The 25,312-nt window shown below is 59.1% G+C and carries 24 protein-coding genes; 18 read left to right on the forward strand and 6 right to left on the reverse strand.

All coding sequences use genetic code 11. The features are described from left to right. The first annotated feature begins 197 nt into the window (after positions 1-197). From Q7W83_RS04785 to cyoE, 6 genes are all read left to right on the forward strand, one after another. Complete coding sequence (locus tag Q7W83_RS04785) at positions 198-707, forward strand: disulfide bond formation protein B (RefSeq protein WP_032828589.1); 510 nt, start codon at positions 198-200, stop codon at positions 705-707. 830 nt (positions 708-1,537) lie between these two features. Continuing rightward, positions 1,538-2,482: a ubiquinol oxidase subunit II gene (cyoA, locus tag Q7W83_RS04790; RefSeq protein WP_150631910.1), complete on the forward strand. Its 945-nt coding sequence runs from the start codon at positions 1,538-1,540 to the stop codon at positions 2,480-2,482. 3 nt (positions 2,483-2,485) lie between these two features. Further along, a complete protein-coding gene (cyoB, locus tag Q7W83_RS04795; RefSeq protein WP_458377898.1) occupies positions 2,486-4,516 on the forward strand; it encodes a cytochrome o ubiquinol oxidase subunit I in 2,031 nt (676 codons plus the stop codon). Positions 4,517-4,519: 3 nt separating this feature from the next. After that, the gene (locus Q7W83_RS04800) at positions 4,520-5,146 is read left to right on the forward strand and encodes a cytochrome o ubiquinol oxidase subunit III (protein ID WP_008044529.1); all 627 of its coding nucleotides are present in this window, start codon (positions 4,520-4,522) and stop codon (positions 5,144-5,146) included. Then, positions 5,147-5,482 (forward strand): cytochrome o ubiquinol oxidase subunit IV, encoded by a 336-nt coding sequence (gene cyoD, locus Q7W83_RS04805; protein ID WP_084320724.1) that lies wholly within the window; start codon positions 5,147-5,149, stop codon positions 5,480-5,482. It begins immediately after the preceding gene. Between the two features lie 11 nt (positions 5,483-5,493). Continuing rightward, on the forward strand, positions 5,494-6,381 hold the full coding sequence (gene cyoE, locus Q7W83_RS04810; protein ID WP_150631912.1) for a heme o synthase: 888 nt from the start codon (positions 5,494-5,496) through the stop codon (positions 6,379-6,381). A 263-nt stretch (positions 6,382-6,644) separates the two neighbouring features. Here the strand turns inward: cyoE and Q7W83_RS04815 are convergent, their stop codons facing one another. Continuing rightward, on the reverse strand, positions 6,645-8,063 hold the full coding sequence (locus Q7W83_RS04815) for an aminotransferase-like domain-containing protein (protein WP_473655730.1): 1,419 nt from the start codon (positions 8,061-8,063) through the stop codon (positions 6,645-6,647). 148 nt (positions 8,064-8,211) lie between these two features. Here Q7W83_RS04815 and Q7W83_RS04820 point away from each other — a divergent pair, with 148 nt between their 5' ends. From Q7W83_RS04820 to Q7W83_RS04865, 10 genes are all read left to right on the forward strand, one after another. Then, entirely contained in the window at positions 8,212-9,312 is a 1,101-nt protein-coding gene (locus tag Q7W83_RS04820) for a hypothetical protein (protein ID WP_150631915.1), read from the forward strand. 42 nt (positions 9,313-9,354) lie between these two features. Further along, positions 9,355-10,635, forward strand: a complete 1,281-nt coding sequence (locus Q7W83_RS04825; protein ID WP_150631916.1) for an ATP-grasp domain-containing protein — start codon at positions 9,355-9,357, stop codon at positions 10,633-10,635. Between the two features lie 49 nt (positions 10,636-10,684). Then, the gene (locus tag Q7W83_RS04830) at positions 10,685-11,182 is read left to right on the forward strand and encodes a RidA family protein (RefSeq protein WP_191623688.1); all 498 of its coding nucleotides are present in this window, start codon (positions 10,685-10,687) and stop codon (positions 11,180-11,182) included. Between the two features lie 82 nt (positions 11,183-11,264). Continuing rightward, the gene (locus Q7W83_RS04835) at positions 11,265-11,732 is read left to right on the forward strand and encodes a cupin domain-containing protein (protein ID WP_473655731.1); all 468 of its coding nucleotides are present in this window, start codon (positions 11,265-11,267) and stop codon (positions 11,730-11,732) included. A 204-nt stretch (positions 11,733-11,936) separates the two neighbouring features. Continuing rightward, a complete protein-coding gene (gene yfcF, locus Q7W83_RS04840) occupies positions 11,937-12,581 on the forward strand; it encodes a glutathione transferase (protein WP_150654441.1) in 645 nt (214 codons plus the stop codon). Positions 12,582-12,612: 31 nt separating this feature from the next. After that, positions 12,613-13,953 carry a KamA family radical SAM protein gene (locus Q7W83_RS04845; protein WP_150631919.1) on the forward strand — a complete coding sequence of 447 codons (1,341 nt, stop codon included), beginning with the start codon at positions 12,613-12,615 and terminating at the stop codon, positions 13,951-13,953. 24 nt (positions 13,954-13,977) lie between these two features. Continuing rightward, positions 13,978-14,850: a branched-chain amino acid aminotransferase gene (locus tag Q7W83_RS04850; protein ID WP_473655732.1), complete on the forward strand. Its 873-nt coding sequence runs from the start codon at positions 13,978-13,980 to the stop codon at positions 14,848-14,850. A gap of 21 nt (positions 14,851-14,871) precedes the next feature. After that, positions 14,872-15,630 carry a TauD/TfdA family dioxygenase gene (locus Q7W83_RS04855; protein WP_458377895.1) on the forward strand — a complete coding sequence of 253 codons (759 nt, stop codon included), beginning with the start codon at positions 14,872-14,874 and terminating at the stop codon, positions 15,628-15,630. 67 nt (positions 15,631-15,697) lie between these two features. Next, on the forward strand, positions 15,698-16,657 hold the full coding sequence (locus Q7W83_RS04860) for a diiron oxygenase (RefSeq protein WP_150631922.1): 960 nt from the start codon (positions 15,698-15,700) through the stop codon (positions 16,655-16,657). A 13-nt stretch (positions 16,658-16,670) separates the two neighbouring features. After that, positions 16,671-17,471 carry an N-acyl homoserine lactonase family protein gene (locus tag Q7W83_RS04865; RefSeq protein WP_473655733.1) on the forward strand — a complete coding sequence of 267 codons (801 nt, stop codon included), beginning with the start codon at positions 16,671-16,673 and terminating at the stop codon, positions 17,469-17,471. 105 nt (positions 17,472-17,576) lie between these two features. Here the strand turns inward: Q7W83_RS04865 and Q7W83_RS04870 are convergent, their stop codons facing one another. The 5 genes from Q7W83_RS04870 to Q7W83_RS04890 all read right to left on the reverse strand — a co-directional run bounded on the left by Q7W83_RS04870 (position 17,577) and on the right by Q7W83_RS04890 (position 22,815). Next, positions 17,577-19,007: an aminotransferase-like domain-containing protein gene (locus tag Q7W83_RS04870; RefSeq protein ID WP_150639240.1), complete on the reverse strand. Its 1,431-nt coding sequence runs from the start codon at positions 19,005-19,007 to the stop codon at positions 17,577-17,579. A gap of 219 nt (positions 19,008-19,226) precedes the next feature. Next, positions 19,227-19,931 (reverse strand): hypothetical protein, encoded by a 705-nt coding sequence (locus tag Q7W83_RS04875; RefSeq protein ID WP_150631925.1) that lies wholly within the window; start codon positions 19,929-19,931, stop codon positions 19,227-19,229. Between the two features lie 91 nt (positions 19,932-20,022). Beyond that, positions 20,023-20,532 carry a hypothetical protein gene (locus Q7W83_RS04880; protein WP_473655734.1) on the reverse strand — a complete coding sequence of 170 codons (510 nt, stop codon included), beginning with the start codon at positions 20,530-20,532 and terminating at the stop codon, positions 20,023-20,025. Positions 20,533-20,587: 55 nt separating this feature from the next. Further along, positions 20,588-22,102, reverse strand: coding sequence for a sensor histidine kinase (locus Q7W83_RS04885; protein ID WP_473655735.1), 1,515 nt, complete (start codon positions 22,100-22,102; stop codon positions 20,588-20,590). After that, the gene (locus tag Q7W83_RS04890; RefSeq protein ID WP_150639238.1) at positions 22,099-22,815 is read right to left on the reverse strand and encodes a response regulator transcription factor; all 717 of its coding nucleotides are present in this window, start codon (positions 22,813-22,815) and stop codon (positions 22,099-22,101) included. Before Q7W83_RS04890 ends, Q7W83_RS04885 begins: the two co-directional genes overlap by 4 nt. Positions 22,816-22,965: 150 nt before the next feature. On the opposite strand from Q7W83_RS04890, the gene msrB reads away from it, so the two are divergent. Then, positions 22,966-23,484 carry a peptide-methionine (R)-S-oxide reductase MsrB gene (gene msrB / locus Q7W83_RS04895; protein WP_150631929.1) on the forward strand — a complete coding sequence of 173 codons (519 nt, stop codon included), beginning with the start codon at positions 22,966-22,968 and terminating at the stop codon, positions 23,482-23,484. 34 nt (positions 23,485-23,518) lie between these two features. After that, complete coding sequence (locus tag Q7W83_RS04900; RefSeq protein ID WP_473655736.1) at positions 23,519-25,294, forward strand: cytochrome c biogenesis protein DipZ; 1,776 nt, start codon at positions 23,519-23,521, stop codon at positions 25,292-25,294. Positions 25,295-25,312 lie beyond the last annotated feature (18 nt).

The following is a 25,312-nucleotide window of genomic DNA, read 5'->3' on the forward strand; positions in this document are numbered from 1 at the left end:
TGCATTCCAGAGTGGGAGTCAGCCTGCTGGCGATGCGGTCGTGTGACCATGAAAATCTCTGGAAATAGCCCGGATTTAATCCCTTCTTAACCACCTTATCGTTTATTTCCCGACATCTATTCCATGCGCCCCGGGCTCTCCAAGGTCCGGGCCAGCGTGTAGACTTCCGGTCAATCGATATCTAGAAGGGAAACGCAATGAGCGAGGAAACGATGCGGTTGGGCCGTGAGCGGCGCTATCTGGTGTTGCTGGGCATCATCTGTCTGGCGCTGATCGGCGGCGCGCTGTACATGCAGATCGTGCTGGGCGAGGCGCCGTGCCCACTGTGCATCCTGCAGCGCTATGCCTTGCTGCTGATCGCGATTTTCGCGTTCATCGGCGCGGCAATGCGCACCCGCCGCAGCATCACGGTGTTTGAAACCCTGGTGGTGATCTGCGCCCTGGCGGGCGTCGGCGTAGCCGGGCATCACGTCTATACCCAGTTCTATCCCGCGGTCAGCTGTGGCATCGACGTGTTGCAACCGATTGTCGACGGTCTGCCGCTGGCGAAGATCTTCCCGCTGGGGTTCCAGGTCGACGGTTTCTGCTCCACGCCGTATCCGCCGATCCTCGGTCTGTCGCTGGCGCAATGGGCGCTGATCGCCTTTGTCCTGGTGGTGGTGCTGGTGCCGTTGCTCACCTCGCGCAACCGCAAGGCACTGCGCTGAGGTCATTCGCCGCATCGCTGCATAACACCTGAAAACGCCCCGGCCCTCGTTGAGAGAGCCGGGGCGTTTTGCGTTTCAGGGTGTGGGTAAAAAAAGACCTTGATGCACGACAAGAACGGGTGCGGCGCATGTGCGACATGTTGTCACAGCGCGAGTGTCGCAAGGCGTTTCAACGAGTCGGATTGGCATGCGTAGACGCAATGAAATGGGTCTTCTAATTTCGCTGCTGGCTTTAATGCTCTCAACCTGGAACAGGCAGTTTTAACAGGCCCTGGCAAATTGCCAGAAGCCTTGTCGCATGGGGGTTGAGGCAGGATAGAGGGAAGAGGCAGAGGCTTGGATACTGTCTGAACTGCGCGTGGTAGCCCTACTTATTTTGGTGTTTTTGTTGAGAATGAATTTCGATAAGATGCCGCACTTTTGCGAAAACCGTTAATGATTGTTGCTGGAATGGATAAAAATTATTTCGGGATGAGACATGGTTTATGAATCGTTACATATCTACAATCGCCCGCACTGAATTCCCGGCACTGCTCACCCTGCTTCAGGTGCTTGAGCAGCAATAGGACGTCGAGAGGCCAGATGGCTTCATGCGACGCCTCTGGTGTCGGTGCCTTCCAACTATCCGCACCAAATGGAATTGGTCTGTAACAAGGCCTTTGACCACGAATTCGAATAAGAACTCACCGCTTGCCCAGGATTTGTCGAGCAGCGTCTGACGCGCGACGGGCAGCCCTTATTCAATCCAAGAAAATGCCAACCCTTGGCAGGGTGAAGTGTTGGCGATCAAAACCCAACTGCATTGCGCAAGCTGCTTTAGAGGTCGTGAGATGAGTAAAAACAGGTACCCCAGACTACTAGGCTTATTGCCGCTGATCGGCACTTTGCTGCTGTCAGGCTGCAACATGACCTTGCTCGATCCCAAGGGCCAGGTTGGCCTGGATGAGCGAAACCTGATCATCACCGCAACGCTGCTGATGCTGTTGGTCGTGGTTCCGGTCATCGTCATGACGTTCCTGTTCGCCTGGAAATACCGCGCGTCCAACACCGACGCCGTGTACACGCCGAAGTGGTCGCACTCCACCAAGATCGAGATCGCGGTGTGGGCTGTTCCCGTGCTGATCATCATTGCCCTGGGGTACGTCACCTACAAGTCGACCCACGCACTGGACCCTTACAAGCCGCTGGTCTCCGACGTCAAGCCGATCACCATTGAAGTGGTCGCGCTGGACTGGAAGTGGATGTTCATCTATCCGGAGCAAGGCATCGCCACCGTCAACAAGATCGTGTTCCCGGCACACACGCCGATCAACTTCAAGGTGACTTCGGACTCCGTGATGAACTCGTTCTTCATCCCGGCGCTGGGCGGCCAGATCTACGCGATGGCCGGCATGCAGACCAAACTGCACCTGATCGCCAACCAGAACGCTGAAATGGACGGTATCTCCGCCAACTACAGCGGTGCTGGTTTCACCGGTATGAAATTCAAGGCTATCGCCACTTCCCAGGAAGATTTCGACGCCTGGGTAAGTGAAGTCAAGAAGTCACCTAAACAGCTTGATCAAGCTGAATACGCAGCCCTTGCCAAACCGAGCCAGAACAACCCAGTCGAGCTCTACTCCTCGGTCACGCCGAACCAGTTCCAGATCATCGTTGACAAGTACGAAGGTATGAAGCCGGGCAAGCCGCTGAAGCACGAGAAGAAAGAGAAAGAAGTGGCCCACGTGGAAGGGATGGACATGAGTTCGCATTCAGCTGCCGGGGCAGAGGAGTAAACGATGTTTGGTAAATTAAGTTGGGAAGCGGTCCCGTTCCACGAACCGATCGTGATGATTACCATCGCCATGATCGCGCTCGGTGGTCTGGCGCTGTTCGCTGCAATCACTTATTTCAAGAAGTGGACTTACTTGTGGACCGAGTGGTTGACCTCGGTCGACCACAAGAAAATCGGCGTGATGTACATCATCGTTGCCATGGTCATGCTGCTGCGCGGTTTTGCCGACGCCATCATGATGCGTACCCAGTTGGCCATGGCCACCGAGGGTTCGCCTGGCTACCTTCCGCCTGAACACTATGACCAGATCTTCACCGCTCACGGTGTGATCATGATCATCTTCATGGCGATGCCATTCTTCACCGGCCTGATGAACCTTGCAGTGCCGCTGCAGATCGGCGCGCGTGACGTTGCCTACCCGTTCCTGAACTCCCTGAGCTTCTGGCTGCTGGTCTCCGGCGTCGTGCTGATCAACCTGTCCCTGGGCGTCGGCGAATTCGCCAAGACCGGCTGGGTTGCCTATCCGCCGCTGTCGGGCCTGCAATACAGCCCGGGCGTGGGGATGGATTACTACATCTGGGCGCTGCAGCTATCCGGGTTGGGTACGACGCTGACGGGGGTCAACTTCCTCGCCACCGTGCTGAAAATGCGTACCCCTGGCATGAAACTGATGGACATGCCGATCTTCACCTGGACCTGCACCTGGGCCAACGTCCTGATCGTGGCTTCGTTCCCGATCCTGACCGCTACCCTGGCACTGCTGACGCTTGACCGTTACATGGATTTCCACATTTTCACCAATGAACTTGGTGGCAATCCGATGATGTACGTCAACCTCTTCTGGGCCTGGGGTCACCCCGAGGTTTACATCCTGATTCTGCCGGCGTTCGGGATCTTCTCCGAAGTCATCTCGACCTTCACCGGCAAGCGTCTGTTCGGTCACCACTCGATGGTCTACGCCTCGGGCGCGATCTCGATCCTGGGCTTCATGGTCTGGCTGCACCACTTCTTCACCATGGGTTCGGGTGCCAGCGTCAACGCCTTCTTCGGTCTGGCGACGATGCTGATTTCGATCCCGACGGGGGTGAAGCTGTTCAACTGGCTGTTCACCATCTATCAGGGCCGTCTGCGTTTCACCAGCCAGGTTCTGTGGACCCTGGGTTTCATGGTGACCTTCGCCATCGGCGGTATGACCGGCGTACTGCTGGCCATCCCGGGTGCTGACTTCGTGCTGCACAACAGCCTGTTCGTGATCGCGCACTTCCATAACGTGATCATCGGCGGCGCGGTATTCGGTTACATCGCCGGCTTCGGTTTCTACTTCCCTAAAGCGTTCGGCTTCAAGCTGCACGAAGGTTGGGGCAAGGCAGCGTTCTGGTTCTGGATTACCGGCTTCTTCGTCGCGTTCATGCCGCTCTACGTACTGGGCTTCATGGGCATGACCCGTCGTCTGAACGCCACCACCAACCCTGAGTGGGTGCCGTACCTGTACGTCGCCATGTTCGGTGCGGTGATGATCGCCGTCGGCATCGCTTGCCAGTTGATTCAGCTGTACGTCAGCGTGCGTGACCGCAACAAGCCAGAAAACATGTGCGAACACGGCGACCCGTGGAATGCCCACACGCTGGAGTGGTCGACCTCGTCGCCACCACCGTTCTACAACTTCGCTGTGCTGCCAAAAGCAGAAACCATCGATCCGTTCACCGAAGCCAAGGAAAACGGTACCGCGTACCAGGCTCCGGCCAAGTACGAACCGATCCACATGCCAAACAACACCGCGACCGGTGTGGTCATGGGTGCTCTGTTGACCGTGTTCGGTTTCGCGATGATCTGGCACATCTGGTGGTTGGCTGCATTCGGCCTGATCGGCACCGTGGTGTACTTCGTGATCCACGCTGCACGTGATGATCAAGGCTATATGGTGCCGGTCGACGTGATCGAGCGCATCGAAGCCGAGCAGCACAAGCGTCTGGTAGCGGCCGGGAAAGTTCCAGCCACCGCCACCCGTGTTGAAACCTCGTTGGAACAGGCTTAAACCATGTCGAACTTAGTGACCAATGCTGGACACACCCATGTCGATGGACATGGGCACGATGACCATCACCACGACTCGGGCGAGATGACCGTATTCGGTTTCTGGCTCTACCTGATGACCGACTGCATCCTGTTTGCATCGATCTTCGCGGCGTACGCGGTACTGGTTAACAACGTAGCGGGTGGCCCGTCGGGCCACGACATCTTCGAGCTGCCGTACGTACTGGGCGAAACCGCTCTGCTGCTGTTCAGCTCGATCACCTACGGCTTCGCCATGCTGGCGTTGTTCAAGGGCAAGAAGAACCAGGTTTTGGGCTGGCTGGCCATGACCTTCCTGTTCGGCGCCGGCTTCATCGGCATGGAAATCAACGAGTTCCACGTGTTGATTTCCGAGGGCTTCGGTCCTAGCCGCAGCGGCTTCCTGTCCGGGTTCTTCACCCTGGTCGGTACCCACGGTCTGCACGTGACCAGCGGTCTGATCTGGATGGCGATCATGATGTATCAGGTGCAGAAAAACGGCCTGACGGCGACCAACAAGACCCGTCTGAGCTGCCTGAGCCTGTTCTGGCACTTCCTGGACGTGGTGTGGATCTGCGTATTCACCGTTGTTTATCTGATGGGGACTATGTAAATGGCTAACGCTCATTCCCACGATAGCCACGACGCCGGCCACGGCAGCGTCAAGTCTTACGCTATCGGTTTCATCCTGTCGGTGATCCTGACCGTCATTCCTTTCGGCCTGGTGATGTACCCGTCGCTGCCGAAATCGCTCACCCTGTGGATCGTCCTGGCGTTTGCAGTGATCCAGGTGCTGGTGCACCTGGTGTACTTCCTGCACCTGGACCGTTCCGCCGCGCAGCGTAACAACGTGATTGCATTTGTGTTCGCCGCGATCGTGATTGTCCTGCTGGTTGGCCTGTCGCTGTGGATCATGTTCAGCATCCACACCAACATGATGGCGAAGTGAGGTAAGTCCGGATGTCCTTGAAGCACTTTATCCAAATCACCAAACCGGGGATCATTTTCGGTAACGTGCTTTCAGTGGCAGGCGGATTTTTCCTGGCCTCGAAAGGGCATGTCGATCTGGCCATTTTCCTGGCCGCCATGATCGGCACGTCCCTGGTGGTGGCTTCCGGTTGCGTGTTCAACAACTGCATCGACCGCGACATCGACATCAAGATGGAACGCACCAAGAACCGGGTGCTGGTCCAGGGCTTGATCTCCCTGAAACTGGCCCTGATCTTCGCGACCGTCCTGGGTGTTGCCGGCGTTGCGTTGTTGTACAAGGTGGCCAACCCGTTGGCCGCGCTGTTCGCAGTGATCGGTTTCGTCATCTACGTCGGTTTCTACAGCCTGTACCTCAAGCGCAAGTCGGTTCACGGCACGCTGGTGGGCAGTCTGTCGGGCGCGATGCCGCCGGTGATTGGCTACGTGGCTGTGACCAACAGCTTCGACATGGCTGCACTGACATTGCTGGTGATGTTCAGCTTGTGGCAGATGCCGCATTCCTACGCCATCGCGATCTTCCGCTTCAACGATTACCTGGCCGCCTCGATTCCGGTGCTGCCGGTGAAGCGCGGGATTCAAGTGGCGAAGAAGCACATTCTGATCTACATCCTGGCCTTCCTCGTGGCGACCTTGATGCTGACCTTCAGCGGCTACGCCGGCATGAGCTACCTCGCCGTCGCCGCAGCCATGGGCATGTACTGGTTGTACATGGCCTGGACCGGCTACAAGGCAGTGGATGACACGGTCTGGGCACGCAAGCTGTTTGTGTTCTCGATCTTCACCATTACCGCGTTGAGCGTGATGATGTCCCTGGACTTCAAAGTGCCGACCGAGCTGCTGCTGACGTACGCGCCTTAAGCGTCGGATGCTGTAAAGAAAAACCCCGCCTTCGTGAGAAGTGCGGGGTTTTTTATTGCGTGTGCTCGGGTGGACTGTGTCGCCCCATTCGCGAGCAAGCTTGTTCCTGCAATTAAACCTGCGTAGCCGCAATTTTTGTGTCCGCCGCCAAACCCTTGTGGGAGCGAGCCTGCTCGCGATGGCGGTACATCAGGCGACATCAATGCTCGATGTGTCGGCCTCTTCGCGAGCAGGCTCGCTCCCACAGGGACGGTGGTGGTCAGTTACTGGCTTGGTGTGTCCAGCAACCGCAAGAACCGCTCCCGCACCTGCACGTTATCGCTGTGCGCCACGTTGAAACGCAGGAAGTGACTGGCATCCGGCGCTTTGCTGAGCAGGGTGCCGGGCGCCAGCACCAGGTCAATATCCAGCCCCTTCCTCGCCAGCGTTTCGGCATGATGCCCTTCGGGCAATCGCGTCCAGAGAAACAACCCTTCATGGGGCAGCGATGAAACCGAGCAACCGGCTTCCACCAACCAACGGCTCACCCGACTGCTCGACTCGTAAAGCCGATCCACCGTGCGCCGGGTGTGTTTGGCGTAGCTGCCGTCACTGAGCATCGTGCAGATAATCTGCTCCGCCAGTTCCGACGTCATGCCACCGCAGGCCATTTTCAGGGTGACCATCCGTGCCGCCAGTTGCGGCGAAAGCACCGCATAGCTGACCCGACTGTTGGCCGTCAGGGTCTTGGAGAAGCCAGAAACGTAACTGACGTTGTCCAGCCCGCCCGCTGCCAGGCGCGGTGTCGTTCGTTGCTGCATATCGCAATACAAATCGTCTTCGACGATGTGAAAACCATATCGGTGGCTCAACTCCAGCAAGCGATAGACCTGCGCCGGGGAGAACGAGTGCCCGGTCGGGTTGTGCAGGGTGTTGTTGGTCATGTAGAGCACGGGCCGATGGACAATCAGCAATTGCTCGAAGGCGTCCAGGTCCATGCCCTCAGCGGCACGGGGAATGGTGATGACCCGGGCGCCATGCAAGGCCAGGTTGGTGTGCATGGTGAAGTAGCAGGGGTCGTCGAGCAGCACCGTGTCGCCGGGTTTGACCAGCAGGCGCATCAGCATGTCGATGGCCTGCACGGTGTTGGCGGTGGTGATGATCTGGTCCACCGGCACTTCGATGCCCAAGGTCGCCAGTTTGACCCGCAACGCTTCGCGCAGCGGCAAATAACCGGCGGCGACGCCGTACTCGCCCATGCGCAGGGAGGTGGCGCGCAGGGTGCCGCGCACGGCTTTCAACAATTCTTCTGCCGGCAGCCACGAGGACGGCAGGAAACCGGCACCTGGGCGTAGCGCGCCGTTGTCCTGCAGTACCGCGCGGCGGACCACGCTCAGTGTGTCTTGAGGTTGCAGGTCGGGGCCGGCATCGGTCTTGAGCGTGGTGCTGGAACGGTGCACGTAATGCCCCGAACCCTGGCGTGAAACCACCAGACCCTTGGCGCGCAAGCGGTCCAGCGCATCCACCACCGTGGACTTGCCCACGTTCATCAACTCGGAAAGTTCGCGAATCGGCGGCAGCCGCGAGCCGTGAGGCAGCCCGCCCTGGCTGATCACCACCGACAATTGATCGACAATCTGCTGGACCAGCGGCACTCCCGGCTGGAACTCGATGGCGGCGATCACTGCTCGCTGAACCTGCATTTTACTGGTCTCTCCGGCAGTAAAGTTCGTTTGATTCTATACGAACTTGCTCTGATGAAAACAAGCGACTCTCTCTACCATCACCTTACAGACTTTCCTGATTGTTCGCGCTGAACGCCTGAATAATCGCTGGTTCCAGAGGTGTTGCATGAGTGTTCAAACAACGGTCGCCGTCGCTAAACCGGTGATTAACATTCGCCTGTTCACGATTCGAATCATCACTGCCGTGTCGCTGTTCGCGGTGCTGGGCAAGGCCAACGTCTGGCTCGACACTGCCACCAACAGCATCCTCGCCCTCGGGTATCGCGCGTTATTGCTGTTACTGCCGCTGACGCTATTGGTGCTGGGCCGTCGCTCCCTGAGCGTCACACTGATGTGTGCCGCCCTTGGGCTGGTATTACTCGCGGTCACCAGCAATCAGGGCATGGTGATGTTCGCCGCCGCGTTGTTCGCCTACGGCATTGCCATTGCCGGTTATCTGATCAAGAGCGAAGCCGCCCAGACCAAAGAGGGCGCGGCCTACAACCGCGTCGCCATGAACATGGGCAGTCTGGTGGCGGGGCTGATCCTGCTCTCGCCGCTGCTGACCCCGACGATGTTTTTTCTCGGCGCCGCCAGTTTTGTCCTGCTGTGCCTGCCCATCGCCATGGGCGCGACCTTCACCACGCAATCGACGGTCGCCCAACCGACCACCCACGACGGCAGCGGCTGGCGCAACAAACTACCGTGGGTGATCGCCGGGATCATCATGGGCATCAAGCTGTTCGGCGTGTTCTCGATCCTGCCCCAGGCAATCCTGCTCAAAACCGGTGAACTGCCGGCCTGGTATGGCCTGATGCTGATCCTCAACAGCGCCGTGGTGGTCTTCGCCCAGGTGCCGGTGATGAAACTGATCGAACGTACCGGGCGCTTCAAGGTGGTGGCCGTCATCGGGATCATCATCGGTGGTTTCGCGGTGCTCTCGTCACCGGCGGCGTTCCACGTCGAAACCCTCGCCGGCGCGTTGATCTGGGTGGCGCTGCTGTCCATCGCCGAGTGCGCGTTCAGCTACCTCGATTACTTCTCCGTCAAACAAAACAACATGTTCGTCAAGGAAGTGTCCCTGGGCGTCGGTGCCGGGCTGACGGTGCTGATCATGCGGGTGATGCCGCCGTCCTATAGCGCTCTGGTACTGGCTGCCATCGGCGCGGGCGGCATCCTCGCCTGGTACTGGTTCAACCGCAGAGCCAACGCGTCACTGCACGACTGAGTCACCGCGTTTGCGTTTTTTACTCCACAGGTCGGAGGTTTCATGAGCACCACGTCATGCGTAGTAGTGGTCGGGTACAACGGCAACCGGGTTCACGATATCCAGAAGCTGCGCGACCTCTGCAAAAAACTCTACGACGCCCGGTTGATCCTGCTGGTCGAGAATATTCAGCCTGATGACGACCAGGTGGCCGATCACGTCTGCAGCACGTCCCTGGCGCCGGAAGACGTCACCGACTCCCTGGAACTGGTGGCGGGGTGCTTGAATGCCGATCACTGGAAGCTGATCGGCGTGCTGCCGTTTTCCGACCGTGGCGTACTGCTCGGCGCGGCGCTGGCGAGCCATTACGGTTTGCCCGGCATCACCCCGGCCGAGGCGCGTGCGGGGTTGGATAAACAAATCTTTCGCAAGCTGGAAGCGGCGGCCGAGCGTTCGCCGGAAGATTATCGTGCGGTGTTTTCCGTGCGCATCGACAGTCTCGCGGAGCTGCGTCAACGGGTCGTTGAGCTGGGCGGTAAAGCCTTCATCAAACCCGCCTGCGAAGGCGCGAGCAGAGGTTGTCGGGTCATCCATCATCCGTCCGAATGCGATGAGGCGTGGCAGGCACTCAAGCCGTATCGCGAGGGCGGCATCGTCCTTGAAGAGTTGATCCAGAACGCCCGGGAATACAGCTGGGATTTCGTCGCGGGCAGCACGTGGGTCACTGAGAAAACCACCACCGAAGGCGCCTATCGCGCGGAAATCCAGCAAGTGGTGCCGGCACCGCTGGCGGCAGACGTGCAGGCCCGGCTGGCGGCCGCCGGACGACACATGTCCGGGTTGGTCTCGCTGGATAACGGCGCGTACCACAACGAGGTGTTCCTGCGCGCCGACGGCCTGACGTCGGCGGTGGAAACCAACATGCGCCCCGGCGGCATGCATATCTGGGACCTGGCCAGGCTGGCGTTCGTCGATTTCGATCCGTGGGAGCGCTGGGTCAGATGGGCGGTAGAAGGCAAGACCGACCATCACGATCCCGTTGCACGGGGCTATTGCGGCATCCGTCTACTTCGGGCGTCGGCCGGCGGACTGCTGCGCTACGTGCCGGACATCGAGTCCCTGGCCCGGGACCTGAACATCGATCTGGTGGAAGGGGTTTACGCCAAACGCCTCAGTGATTCGGTCACCGCGCTGGTGAAGGACAACACCTCGTTTATCGGCCACATCGTCTTGTTCAGCGAAGACTACGGACGGCTCAGCGACAACCTGCTGCGCCTGGCGGACGCCATCGAGTCACGTGTCGAAGTCACCTGTCTGGCAGCGCCGGCGAGAGCCATGGGTTGAGTCTCGCGGATCTGCGCTTTGGTATTTTTGAGTTGAGAGGATTGTTTCAATGATCGAGCAAAAAATGACCTGTGATGAACGCTTTATAGCCCTGGCGAAAGAGCTCGACTATGACATCTACGGCGAGAACACCGCGGGCGGTCATTACGTGCCGCTGATTCGGCATCACGATGAGCTCTATCTCAGCGGTCTGGTGCCACGCATGACGGGCAAAATCCAGTACCCCGGCAGAGTGGGGCTGGAGCTCAGCCTGAGCGATGCGCAAGCGGCCGCCAGTATCAGTGCAATGCGCGGGCTGGCCCTGATCGTCGATGCCATCGGCTCGCTGGACAAAATAAAGTCGCTGATACGTATCACGGTCTACGTGAAGTCCACGGCGGACTTTGTTGACCTCAGCGAAGTTGCCAACGGTGCGTCGGATGTCTTCAGTCATGTACTGGGCGATGCGGGCAAACATACTCGAACCACGGTCGGCGTTTATCAGTTACCGAAAAATGCCGCCGTGGAAGTTGACATGATTGTGGCACTTCGGCCTTCGGTGTTGTGAGTGTTAGTGTGCCGACTTTACAGCGATCAATTGTTCGCCTAGTGTCTGGTCACTTAACTCGCTAATCAGTCGGTGTTTGCGGATGAATAACATTCAAGGTGGGTTTTTTTCATATAATGACTTTCGTCAGAGTTTAACCCGCCCGCCGGTGAATGCACGGGTGTGGAAGGGCGATGAACTGACCGATATGCGTCAGAGCCTTGCGGCCAGCGAGGTGGACATTGTGGCCCTGGCTCACCATGACAGCAGCGAAGGTTGCAAACTGACGCCAGGGATGGCGGTGTCGATGCAATGGTTGAAACCCGGCACGGAGCTGAACGGTCATGCTCATTCATGGTGGCACCTGTTCATCATTCAGTCCGGCAGCGGCACCTTGACCCTGGGCGATGCCGATGCAGTGAACATCAGCCCCGGCGACGTGTTGCTGGTGCCGGCCTGGACCCGGCACGGCTTCGTCAACACCAGCGCCACTGAGCCGCTGGCTATGTTGAACATGAGCAACATGCCCCAGATGGCGCTGCTCTCCAATGCTGCAGACGCCACGGTCTGACACGCTCAATCAGCCCCATCACTGTCCCAGGGAGTCCGCATTCGCCGACTCCCTTTTTCATTTCTGACACCTCCTGGCCATGGCTCTTTTGAGTTTCTGTATCCGTAGAAACAGATAATTTCTGTATCTGTTCAGCACCTGAGCAACTAACTACGATCGATTCCAATGCAACGGATTATTGTGGTTAGTGCAAGGGAGCGTTCTATGGATAGTACGAAGCTGAAACTCTATGTCGGCGCAGATTTTGTCAGCGCTTTTGCAATGTCGGCATTTGTGGCGTTGAAAGAGAAGCAACTTTCATTTGAACTTGTCACGGTGGACTTGAAGGCTCGCGATAACTACCTGGCGAATTATCGTGATGTATCGCTGACCTGCAAGATTCCCACTCTGGTTCATGATGGTTTTGCGCTGTCGGAATCTTCGGCCATTGCCGAATACCTGGAAGACATAGCGCCGGGGCATAAAAAGCTGTTCCCGCTCGACATCAAACAGCGCGCTCGCGCCCGTCAACTCCAGGCATGGCTGCGCAGTGATTTGTTGGTGATTCGCAAAGAGCGTCCGGCAGACCTCATCTACTTCGGCAAGAAAGACAACCCGTTGTCCGACGAGGCCTTGGCTGCGGTCGCAAGGCTGTTCTTCGTGGCGGATCGGTTGCTGGAGGAGGGCGCCGATCACCTGTTCGGTGACTGGAGCATTGCCGACACCGACCTGGCAATCATGCTCAACCGACTGCTCGCCAATGGCGATCGCGTGCCTCAGCGGCTCGCGGCCTATGTGCGTCGGCAGTGGGATCGCGACAGCGTTCGGGCATGGATGGACATAGAGCGCGCAGCGCCGGTCATCCAGTAACTCACGCCAGGCAATCACCAGGAGCGCTGCCATGCAGGGACCGTCGGAGCAGGAAAGATTCAAACCCTACAACTCACGCACCATTCGCGACACACCGTACTGGCAGAAACTGACGCCAGCGTTGCAGGAAGCCATGACGGTGGTGGCGCGGGTCATGCCGTTTCGCACCAATGAATACGTGCTGGGCACGCTGATCGACTGGGACAACATCCCGGACGATCCGATTTTTCGCATGACGTTTCCGCACAAGGACATGCTGCTGCCGGATGAGTATGCGTCGCTCAAGCAATTGATCGAACGGGACGACGCCGTCGCCATCAAGCGGCGGATCGAGGCGATCTGGTTGCGCATGAACCCGCATCCGGCCGGGCAGCTGACGCACAACGGCGCGACCCTCGACGGAAAAGTCCTGCCGGGCATTCAGCACAAGTACCGCGAGACTGTGCTGTTTTTCCCCGGCGCCGGTCAGACGTGTCACGCCTACTGTACGTTCTGCTTCCGCTGGGCGCAGTTCATCGGCGAGGAAGAACTCAAGTTCAACGCGCGAGAGTCCCAGGAGCTGGTGAATTACCTGCGGGTGCACACTGAAGTGACGGATGTGCTGATCACCGGTGGCGATCCGATGATCATGAACACCCGGTCGCTGGCCGGTTACATCGAGCCGCTGCTGGCGCTGCCGCACCTCAAAAGCATCCGCATCGGCACCAAGTCCGTGGCGTACTGGCCGCAGCGGTTTGTCAGCGACAAGGACGCGCCGGAACTGCTGGATCTGTTTAAACGCATTGTCGCGGCCGGGAAAAATCTGTCGGTCATGGGGCACTACAACCACCCGGTCGAGATTCGTCAGGACATTGCCCGGCAGGCCATCGAGCGCATTCGGTCCACCGGAGCGACGTTGCGCATGCAGGCGCCGGTGATCCGCCACATCAACGAAAACCCTGGGGATTGGGCCGAACTGTGGACCGAGGGGGTGCGGCTGGGCGCGGTGCCTTATTACATGTTTGTCGAGCGCGATACCGGCCCCAGCCACTACTTTGCAATGCCGTTGGCGCGGGCCTTCGAGATCTTCCAGGCGGCTTACCGCACGGTCTCCGGGCTGGCGCGCACCGTGCGCGGGCCGTCCATGAGCACCTTCTACGGCAAGGTGCTGATTAACGGCATCGAGACCGTGGCCGGGGAAAAAGTCTTCGTGTTGCAGTTTCTCCAGGCCCGGGACCCGCAATGGGTGTTGCGCACGTTCTATGCGCGCTTTGATCCGAACGCGACCTGGTTCGATGAGTTGCGGCCAGCGTTTGGCGAGCGCTCGTTCTTCTTTCAGCCAGAGCCTGTTGCGGCGCCCGAATTAATACCGGTCCTGCTCGAAACGGCGTAGGACGATTCATCAGGAGATAGGGATATGAGCGGTATTCCGTTTGATCAGCGAGAAGGTTTTATCTGGCTCGACGGCGAGTTTGTCGAGTGGTCCCAGGCGCGACTGCACGTGCTGAGTCACGGCCTGCATTACGCGAGCACGGTGTATGAAGGGGAACGTGTCTACAACGGCAAGATCTTCAAACTGCGCGAACACAGCGAGCGGCTGTATCGCTCGGCGCAATTGATGGATTTTGCGATTCCCTATGAGCTGGCCGAACTGGAAGCGGCCAGTCATGAACTGCTGCAACGCAACAACGTGGTCGACGGTTATCTGCGGCCGGTGGCGTGGCGTGGCAGTGAAATGATTTCCACCTCGGCCCGTTTCAACCGCATTCACGTGGCGATCGCCTGCTGGCAATGGCCGAGTTACTTCGACCCGGCAGGGCACATGGGCGGCATTCGCATGAAGACCGCCGAGTGGCGTCGGCCACCGCCCAGCAGCAGCCCGTTCGAGGCCAAGGCGTCCGGGCATTACCAGATCGCCACCCTGAGCAAGCACGATGCGGAAAACAACGGTTATCACGACGCGCTGATGCTCGACTGGCGCGGCCACGTTGCCGAAGCCACGAGTGCCAACGTGTTCTTCGTCAAGGACCGGACGCTGCACACGCCGCTGCCCGACTGCTTCCTCAATGGCATCACCCGCCAGACCGTTATCGAATTGGCCGGGGCGCTGGATTACCAGGTGGTCGAACGCACGATTCTGCCTACGGAGCTTGGCGACTTCGACGAGTGTTTTCTGACGGGTACCGCCGCCGAAATCACCCCGGTGCAAAGCATCGACCAGCAGCGCTACCGCCCAGGCAACGCCTGCCGCGAATTCATTGCCGCTTACACCTCAACCGTTAACGCCTGATCAACCGCCAGGAACCTCACCATGTCAGATCAAGGGATTGTTGCGTCTACACCTTACGTTTCGCTGGGCCACCGCCATGAAGAATTGTCGTCCCGTGGCTGGACGGTGCTGACCCCTGCCGAATTTGCCTACGATGTCGTCGGCACGCTGCGTGAGTTCGGTCAGATCATTCCGCAGTTCAACGGGCAGACGGCGTTCGCCATTACCCGCAAGCCGGGGTATGAAGCGTTGCCGTATTCCCAGAGCATGAACGGCATCGGCCCGCACACCGAAGCGCCGGTCTATGGGCCGCCGCCGCGCTATCTGGCGCTGCATTGTCATCATCAGGCCACGTGCGGTGGCGGGCATACCGGGCTGGTCGACGGGATTGAATTTCTGGGGTTTCTCGAGCGCACCGAACCCGAGTTGCGGGAATGGATCGACGACACCCCCGTGGAATTCGTAGCCACCGCCAAACCGGGTGAAGCGGCACAAACGCGAGTCAGGGAATACATCCTGACGCCTACAGAGGACGGGGACATTTTCCGCTTCAGCTACAACCAGTTTCACTACGGCGATGTGAACCCTTCCGAGGAGGATCTGCAGCAATCGAAGGTCACGAACAGCTCGTCGTCACTGGCGAGGTTCGCGATGCTGGGCGAGGAATACTTCATCCGGAACAACACGCCGGTGCTGATTCCCGACGGCTGCATGCTGATTTGGGACAACTGGCGAATGATTCACGCCCGCAGTCGATACACTGACCCGGCGCGAAACCTGACCCGCTACTGGCTGGCCTGATTCATCCGTCGCCCACTATTCCATCGGCGTACCCCTCGACGGGTACGCGTCTTACAGGTATCGCGTCATGCAAACAGCAATCGAGATCGCCAAAGTCGATCATCAACTGGTCGTGCGGCTTAATCAGGCCTGGACCAAAAGGGCCACCGTGTGCGCGCCGGACAAGGCCTCGGTCAGCGAAGCGTTCGACCCGACGCGCCCGGATTACCCGGAGTGCATGGTGCCGTTTTTCCATCACCCGAAATTCCAGGCCCTGAGCGATGAGCTCAAAAGCACCGTGGTGACCTGGGGCTGGATCGGCTACAACCTGCGCACGGTGACGGCCGAAGAGCATGTGGTGAACCCGGCGCTGAGCGTTATCGCCAATCAGTATCTGGGCAAGAACGACTGGCATTTTCGCGAGGCGATGCAGCAGACGTTGATCGACGAGCACTACCACACGCTCATGCACCTGCGGGCCATCGAACGGACCAAAGAGGAGCGAGCGCTCGATCAGGATCTGGACCTGCCGCCGTCGGTGACCTATCTGCGTCTTGCCGCGCTGCGTGAAGCATTGCCCGAACAGTGGCAGCGCGATCTGGCGGCGATTACGTTCGCGGTGGTGGCCGAGATCAGCGTCAATGCGTACCTGGATCTGCTGGCCGACGATCAAACCATTCAACCGCAAAACCGCCGCGTGGCAGAGCTGCATAACCGCGACGAATACGCCCACAGCAAGATTCTCGCGGAGGTGGCGAAGGTCATGTACGCGAACATGCAGCCGACTCAACGGGCATTTTTCGCACAAACGCTGTCGGTGGCGCTGAGTGCTTTTGTCGCTCAGGACTACTCGATGTGGGAGGCGATTCTGACGCAACTCGGCGTCGAGGATGCGGCACTGATCATTGCCGACACCCGGGAGAGCAACAAGAACGCCACGATCATGCGCGACTACAGCGGTTTGCATCGTCTGGCGCAGGATCTGGGGATTAGCGACGAGATCGATTTCGACTTCCGTCCGACCCTGAAAACCACTGCAGTGGCCTGATCCGGAGGTGAATATGTTCGTTCCTGTGTACGAAGTGTTCGCCATCCGTGTCGGCGCCAATGCCCAACGCACCGCACGCGAGAACTTTCTTTACGACGCTTGCTGTGGTGACCCCAATGCGTCGATGCCGCTGGATTACTACTTCTGGGTCATACGCAATGAGCAGCAGGTGATCGTGGTCGACACCTGTTTTCAACCGGCAACAGCGGATCGGCGCAACCGTCAGATGTATCGCCTGCCGGAAGATTCCCTACGGCAACTGGACATCGATCCGGCGCAGGTTGAAAACCTGATCCTCACCCATCTTCACTGGGATCACGCCGGCAACCTGGGGCTGTTTCCGAAAGCCACGGTGCATTTGCAGGAAGCGGAGCTGCGTTTCTGTACCGGCCCGAAAATGGCCCATCGCACGGTGAACAAAACCTACGAGGTCGAAGATGTGATGTCGGCGCTGCCACCGTTGTTCGAGGGGCGCTTGCGTTTGCATACCGGCACAGTCGAGGTGGTTCCCGGCGTGACCCTGCACCCGGTGGGTGGCCACACGCCGGGTAGCCAGGTCGTGCGGGTGAATACCGGGCGCGGGTGGATTGTCCTGGCGTCGGACGCGGCGCATTTGTGGGCGAACATTCGTCAGCGCAGTCCGTTTCCGATCATTGATGATCTGGCACAGACGCTGGAGGCGTTTATCGAAATCGACCGTTTGGCGGACAGCGAAGACCACGTCATTCCCGGCCATGATCCGTTGATCGCTGAGCGTTTCCCGCATTGGAACGATGATCCGCACATCATCTGCCTGCACGCCAATCCTGTGTAGGAGCGGCCGGGCGGCGTGCCGTTTGCTGGCGATAGCGGCGGATCAGTCGACATCGATGTCGCCTGACATTCCGCCATCGCCAGCAAGCTGGCTCCAGGTCATGTTTCAGCTTTGGTTTTTGAGTAGTCGGCCCAAAGTTGCCAACGCTTCATCGATTTTCGGTGAATACGGCGCCCCACAACCAATACGCACGAAGTGATTGAAACGCTGGGCATTGGAGAAGATATCCCCAGGCAAAATCTGGATGCCCGCCTTCAACGCTGCATGAAAAAACGCCATGGACGCCTGTTCAGGTGGCAGCTCCACCCACAACAACGTACCGCCCTGTGGATGGGTTATGCGGGTACCCGGTGGAAAGTAGCGAGTGATTGCCGCACTCATCTGCTGGCGCTGTTGCGTCAGCGTTTTCCTCAAGCGGCGCAGGTAACGTTCGTAGGACGGTGTCTTCATGAACGCACTGACCGCCAGTTGCGACAACGTTTCACAACCTCGGGACTGCGTGTGTTTGAGCATTTCCACGCGGTCGTGCCACTGCCCGGCGCTGATCCAGCCCAGCCGTACACCCGGTGCCAGGGTTTTGTTCAGCGATGCGCAGTAGATGACGTTGTCGGTGCGGTCCCAGTGTTTGAGCGTGGATAACGGCAGCTCGGTGTCCACCAGGTCGCCATAGGTGTCGTCTTCGATCAGCACGGTGCTGTGCTCGGCACACAATTGCACCAGCCGCGCCTTGTTGGCGTCGGGCATGATGCTGCCCAGTGGATTCTGCAGGTTGGGAATGACGATCAGCGCCCGAATCCGTTCGGGGCCTTGCAACAACTGTTCGAGCGCGAACAGGTTGATGCCCGAGTGCGCCGTTGCCGGGACTTCCAGCACGCGCAAGTTCAAGCTTTCAAGAATTTGCAGCAGGCCGTAAAAGGTCGGCGACTCCACGGCCACGGTGTCGCCGGGGTGGGTGACCGCACGCAAGGCGAGGTTGATCGCTTCGGTCGCGCCGTGGGTGATTACCATTTTCTCGGCGCTCAGATTGGCCTTCGTCGTCAGCGCTCGTCGGGCAAGGATGTTGCGCAGCTCGATGTTGCCGCTGGTCGAGCCTTGCATACCAAGCAAATGCTGGTCCTGACGCAGCGCTTTGATCATGTGATCCTGCAGGGTCTTCAACGGATAGAGTTGTGGCGCACAGTAGGCGCTGGCGAAATTGACCTTGATCGTCGCGCGTTGGCTGGCCTTGAGCACCGATGACACCTGCTCGTGAATGCCGAGGTAGACCCCGGTATCAAGGGGCGCAGGGGTTGTGGTCACAACCGGTTTGGGCAAGGTGTCCGGCTGGCGAATGTAGTTGCCGGAGCGCGGACGAGCTTCCAGGACGCCATAGTCCTCAAGCTCCCGGCACACCTGCACGGCAGTCGACAGGCTGACGGCGTGTTTTTCCATCATCAACCGAATGGAAGGGAAGCGTTCCCCGGTTTTCAAGGTGCCGCTGCGGATTGCGTCGAGGTAGTGGTTGGCTAACTGACGATACAAGGGGGTCGGGTGCATGATGACCTCAGCAATCGCACCACTGAGGTCTTGGCTGGAAAGTGAGTTGACGTTCCCCGCAGGCGGACCCGTGGTGCTCAAGGGTTAAGGGAAGTTTTTTTCTGGCGTCGATACACAGAGAGTAATCGCGCTTTTGCCGGAATCGCGGGCAATAAAAAGCCCCGCTCTAGGGCGGGGCTTTTAGGTCAGTAGCGCCCGTGGCGCTTCTGATGAGGCGAGTTATTGCGCGGCGATGCTGTAACCCTCGAACGCGGTCTGCTGCTGAAGCGCGGTGATGATGTTTTTGCGGTTAACGGCGTGTTCGGTTCCGCTACTGTCCAGGAACGATTCGCTTTCCAGTTCCGCTTCATCGCCTTCGCCGACAAAGGTAAAGCCGAGGAACTCCAGCGCTTCACGGTCAACGTTCAGTCGCGAACGCGGAGTGCGCAGCGGCAGCGTGACGCTGATGCCGTCCTTGCTGATGGTGAACACTTCGACATCTTTCTTGGCGCGGGCCGTTTTGCTCTTGCCGCTGCTTGGGTTGCTGATGGCCTGATGCGTCTGGTTCAGCACTTTCAGCGCCAGACCGTAGACAATCTCTTGAAACGCCGGATCGTCCTTGAAGCTGGAAAGGATGCGGCTGATCGAAAATTTGCTGCTCAGGTCTTCGAGGGCCGCGATGTCGGCTGCCTCGGCATCCTTGAGTTGCTTCAGTTCGCCCATCAGTTCATAGGCTTTGTCGTCGTCGAAGCTGTCGTGGGCCTGGCGAATCGCGGCGCGCAGCTCGCGGATCTGGTCGCTTTCGCGAGTGGACTGGAAAGCGTCCAGCACCATCTCGGCGATCGTCTTGGCCTGGGGCACGTGCTGTGAAAGATTGATGGAGTTTTCGTATTCCGCTTTGGACGACAAGGTGACTACGGATTCAGCGGTATTGGAATCGGACATTGAAATTTCACTACTTCTTTTAACTTGGGTTGAGGCGAGAAAGCACTGGGCCTTTTCAGGCCGCCTAATCTATTGGACCGAGGCGGCGTTGTCACGGATTCCTGGCGGGAGCGGTCTTCAGGGATCGGAACATCTGATAAAACCTGATCGAACGTCCGCAGAACAAACCGCTCGCAAAGCCTGATGCACAGGCTTTGAGCAACACCATCGGCAGCGTGGCCGAGTGTTGCGGATCAACCTCGGCCTGATAGCCAAAGTAATAGCTGACAGCGAAAAACAGCAGGTAGAGCACCAGGGTTTTTTGGGTGCCTGGCACGATCAGCCCGGTTTGCGCTTGATCCAGCTCGACACCCTTGCGGGAAAAAATCAGCAGAGCGACGAAACTGCCCGTGATCACTGCCGCCAGCCAGCAACTGATTGAGAGGGAGAGGTCGGGCGTCAGATTCAGCGAATACAGCGACCAGCCCAACAAAATCGGCGGTGTGATCAGCAGTGAAGCTTTGCTTTCGTGGCTCGGGGAAAGCGCTTTGATGCCGTAGTAACAGAGCAGCAAAAATACTGCGTAAACCCATAGTGGGGTGTTTTCCAGGATGTTGAGCATCGAACAGCGTCCTTGCCGAAAAGTGAAGTCGGGGTCATAGCGGTTGCGGTAACTATTACCCCGGCGAATTCAGATTCATCGATCGCACCGCCCATTGCTCTGCGGTTTGCTGATCAGCCGGCAGCGTGAAGCGGAACGTCGCACCGCGCCCGGGCACGTCGACCAGCTGGATATCGCGACCGTGCAGTTGCAGGATCCGATGCACGATTCGCAGCCCGAGCCCGCCATCGCGCCGCGCGCCGCCGATGTTGAACGGGCGCAGGAACAACCCTTCGCGCAGTTCGGGTGCGATGCCGGGGCCGGTGTCGCTGACGGTGACTTCGATAAACGGTCCTTGTGGGCGCAGGCTCAGTTCGATGTTTCCACCTTGAGGGGTATGACGCAGGGCGTTGTCGAACAGGTTGGTGAGGACCCGTTCGATCAATCCCAGGTCTGCGCAAGCGGCCGCCACGTTGGGCCCGAAGCTGGCCTTCAGTTCAACCTGGCGCGCCTCGGCGGTCAGTTCGAATTTCTGGAAGATGTCCTGCACCAGGTCGGTCAGGGAAAAGCGTTCCAGCACAGGCTGTACAAACCCATGTTCCAGGCGCACCAGCTCCAGCAGCGATTGCGCCAGGCCACCAACCTTGCGGCTTTGATCCAGGGCGATGCCGAGGTAGCGGCGGCGGTCGGCGGGGGACAACGTAGCGTCCTTGAGCGACAGGGTTTCCAGATAACCGTGCAGCGAGGCTAACGGTGTGCGCAAGTCGTGGGAAATGTTCGCCACCAGTTCGCGGCGTTCCTGATCCTGCCGGGTCAGCGAACGCCATTGTTCGCTGAGGCGCGCCTGCATCTGTCGGAAGGTGGCGTCGAGAATGGCAATTTCATCATGACTGGCGGTCTTTTCCATCGGTGCTGATTCCGGTGGTGTGGCCGGGACGCCATCAATGTCGAACTGGCTGACGGTTTCGGTCAGTCGGCGCAAAGGTCGGGTAATCAGGGCAAATGCGGTGAGGCCGGCAATCAGGCACAGCAGTGCGACCAACCCGATCGATAGCAACGCGGTATTGAGCGCTGCACTGGTGGCGCCGCGTTCAGCCAGGCGATCGTGGTCCTCACCGAGCAGCACCACATAGAGATAACCGGCGGGTTTTCCGTCAACGTTAAGCGGCGCGGCGCTGAACACCTTGCGCGCATCGACGCTGCGCGGGTCGTCGCCGAGAATCGGCAGGGCATCGCCATTGAGCAGACGCTGGATCGGCGCGAGGTCGATCCGCTGCCGATGAATCCGGCCCTCGGGCGCGGCGCTGCCGACAATCTTGCCCTCGGTGTCGAGCAGATACACTTCGACACTCGGATTGACCTGCATCAGCTTGCTGAACAGGTCACGCACGGCATTGGGCATCAGGCCCTGGGTGTCCATCAGCACGGTGTCACGGGCAATGTGCTGGGCCAGATCCCGCGACAACCCTTGCACCACTTCCTGTTCGTGCATCTTGTTGGAACGCACCTGCATCCAGGCCGAGGTGCCGCAGCACACCAGCAACAGCACGGCAAAAACCAGCGACAGCCGTTGCGTCAGGGTCAGCCTCATGGCTGTTCCTCCCGGGCCGCGAATTTGTAGCCACGGCCCCACACCGTGAGGATACGCACCGGCTGTGCCGGATCGCTCTCGATCTTGGCCCGCAAACGGTTGATGTGGGTATTGACCGTGTGCTCGTAGCCTTCATGGCTGTAACCCCACACCGCATTGAGCAGGTCCATGCGCGAGAACACCTTGCCGGGCTGACGGGCGAAGAAATACAACAGGTCGAACTCCCGTGGCGTGAGGTCGAGTCGGCGACCGTCAAGGGAGACATCGCGGGTGATCGGATCAATGGCGAGCCCGTCCGTGATCAGGCTGCCGGCGTCCATTTTCAGGTTGCGGGCCATGGCGTCGACCCGCCGCAACAGCGCTTTGACCCGGGCGACCAGTTCGAGCATGGAAAAGGGTTTGGCCAGGTAATCGTCGGCGCCGAGTTCCAGGCCCAGTATCCGGTGTACTTCACTGGAGCGTGCGCTGGTGATGATGATCGGTGTGTAGCGGGCCATGGCGCGGGCGCGGCGGCAGATCTCCAGGCCATCGACGCCCGGCAGCATCAGGTCGAGGATCAGTGCATCCCAGCTTCCTTGCTGCAGCATGCGCATGCCTTCATCGCCATCGGCGCAGTGCACCACCTCGAACTGCTCATCACGTAGATGCAGGCAGATAAGGTCGGCGATATGCAGGTCGTCCTCGACCACGAGGACGCGTTTGGTCGGTTCCATCAAGCTCAATCCTTCGGCGCAATGAGCGCATTGTGCGGGTTTTCCGGGGCCAGAGTTATCACGAATTGTTTAACTTCCCGTGAGGATTTGGCGATCAACCCAAGCCTAGGCTGTGTTCCATGAAAGGCACTTTGGATTTTGGAGACGACCATGTTTTCACGGCGACAATTTCTTGTAGCGAGCGGCGGGCTGGGGGTTGCAGCCCTGGCGATCGGTGTATTGCCAAAATTTGCTGCCAGCTCTGCACTGGTCAGTGAAGCCAGCGCGGCGGAGGTTTTCGAGGTGACGCACACTGACAGTGAATGGCGTGCCCTGCTCAGTGACGAGCAGTACGAAATCCTGCGCGAAGAGGGCACTGAACGGGCTTACAGCAGTGCGCTGAACAATGAGCATCGTGATGGGACATTTGCCTGTGCCGGTTGCGATCTGCCGCTGTTCTCCTCTGCCACCAAGTTTGACAGCCGCACCGGTTGGCCGAGTTTCTGGGCACCGCTGGACAAGGCGGTGGCGACCCGTCAGGACCGATCTTTCGGCGTGCTGCGCGAAGAGGTTCACTGCCGACGGTGTGGCGGTCATCTCGGCCACGTCTTCGACGATGGGCCCAAACCTACGGGTCTGCGCTACTGCATGAACGGTCTGTCGATGACCTTCAAACCGCAGGCGGCTTGATTACTTTTTCTCTCATTTCCTGCAGGTCGATGCCATGTGGCTTCTGGTTCTCGCTTACCTCGGTGGTGTGCTGACGATCGTCAGCCCGTGCATTCTGCCGGTGTTGCCGTTTGTCTTCGCTCGCACCGGGCAGCCGTTCATGAAGAGCGGCTTGCCGCTGCTGGCGGGCATGGCGCTGACCTTCGCCCTGGTCGCCTCATTGGCGGCGGTGGGCGGTGGTTGGGTGGTGCAACTCAATCAGTACGGTCGCTGGCTCGCGCTGATGTTTGTCGCCCTGTTCGGGCTCACGCTGTTGCTGCCGCAGTTGGCCGAACGCCTGACGCGCCCGTTGGTGGCGGCTGGCAGTCGGTTGTCGGAAGCGGCGGGCGCCGATGCCCGGCCGCGCCCTGGCGCTTCGTTTCTGATCGGTGTTGCCACCGGCCTGCTCTGGGCGCCGTGTGCCGGGCCAATTCTGGGTCTGTTATTAACCGGCGCCGCACTGCAAGGGGCAAGCATCGCAACCACCTTGTTGCTGCTGGCCTACGCTGCCGGTGCCGCCACTTCCCTTGCAGTGGCGTTGCTGCTGGGCGGCAAGGTTTTCGCCGCAATGAAGCGTTCCATTGGTGCTGGCGAGTGGGTCCGTCGAGGTTTGGGCGGGGCCATGCTGGCCGGCGTAGCGGCGATTGCTTTGGGGCTTGATACCGGGATTCTGGCGCGGTTTTCCACGGCATCTACCGGTGGTATCGAGCAGGCACTGGTGAGTCGTTTGGCCGGTAAGACTCCGAACGGCAGCGGGGCAATGATGGCGAAGGTTCCGGCAGCTGACGGTGCGATGAGCGTGGCTGACAAAGCAGCGGACACACTGCCAGTCGAAGGCAACCTTCCGCCGCTGGACGGCGCCGTGCAATGGCTTAACTCGCCACCACTCGATGCCCAGGCGTTGAAGGGCAAGGTAGTGCTGGTGGATTTCTGGACTTATTCCTGCATCAACTGCTTGCGCACCCTGCCGTATCTAAAGGCCTGGGCTGAAAAATACCGTGATCAGGGGTTGGTGGTGATCGGCGTCCATGCGCCCGAATTTGCTTTCGAGCGGAACGTTGGCAACGTCTCCAAAGCCATGAAAGACCTGGGTATCAACTACCCGGTGGCCATCGATAATGAATTCAGGATCTGGCGGGCTTTCAACAACGAGTATTGGCCGGCCCACTATTTTGCCGACGCTCAAGGGCGCATTCGTTATCACCACTTTGGCGAAGGCGCGTACGCCGAATCGGAACGGGTCATTCAGCAACTGCTGCGTGAGGCGGGCGCGGCGAAGGTGGCGGACGGGCTGATCAATGCCAGCGCCGAAGGTGTACAGCTCGCGCCGGACATGAACGAAGTGCAGTCACCGGAAACCTACGTCGGCTACCAGCGTGCCGAGCATTTTGTCGCCGAAACCCGTCTGACGCCCGACAAGGTGACGACCTACAACCCTGTGTCGCAACTGGCGCTCAACGACTGGAGCCTGGAGGGGCAGTGGAATGTCGGTCCGGAGCGGGCCACCTCAAGCGCGCCCGCCGGTCGCATTGTCTACCGCTTCCACGCGCGTGATTTGCATCTGGTACTGGGCCCCGGCGCAGACGGCAAACCGGTGCGCTTCAAAGTGCTTATTGATGGAAAAGCCCCTGGCGAAGCCCACGGTACGGACGTGGCCCCCGATGGCAGTGGCAACGTTACCGAACAACGTTTGTATCAATTGGTTCGTCAGTCCGGCGCTGTCACGGATCGGACCTTCAGCATCGAATTTCTCGATCCGGGTGTCTCGGCGTATGCCTTTACGTTCGGTTGACCGCCACTTCACTGATTC

The organism is Pseudomonas sp. 300 (assembly GCF_055803035.1).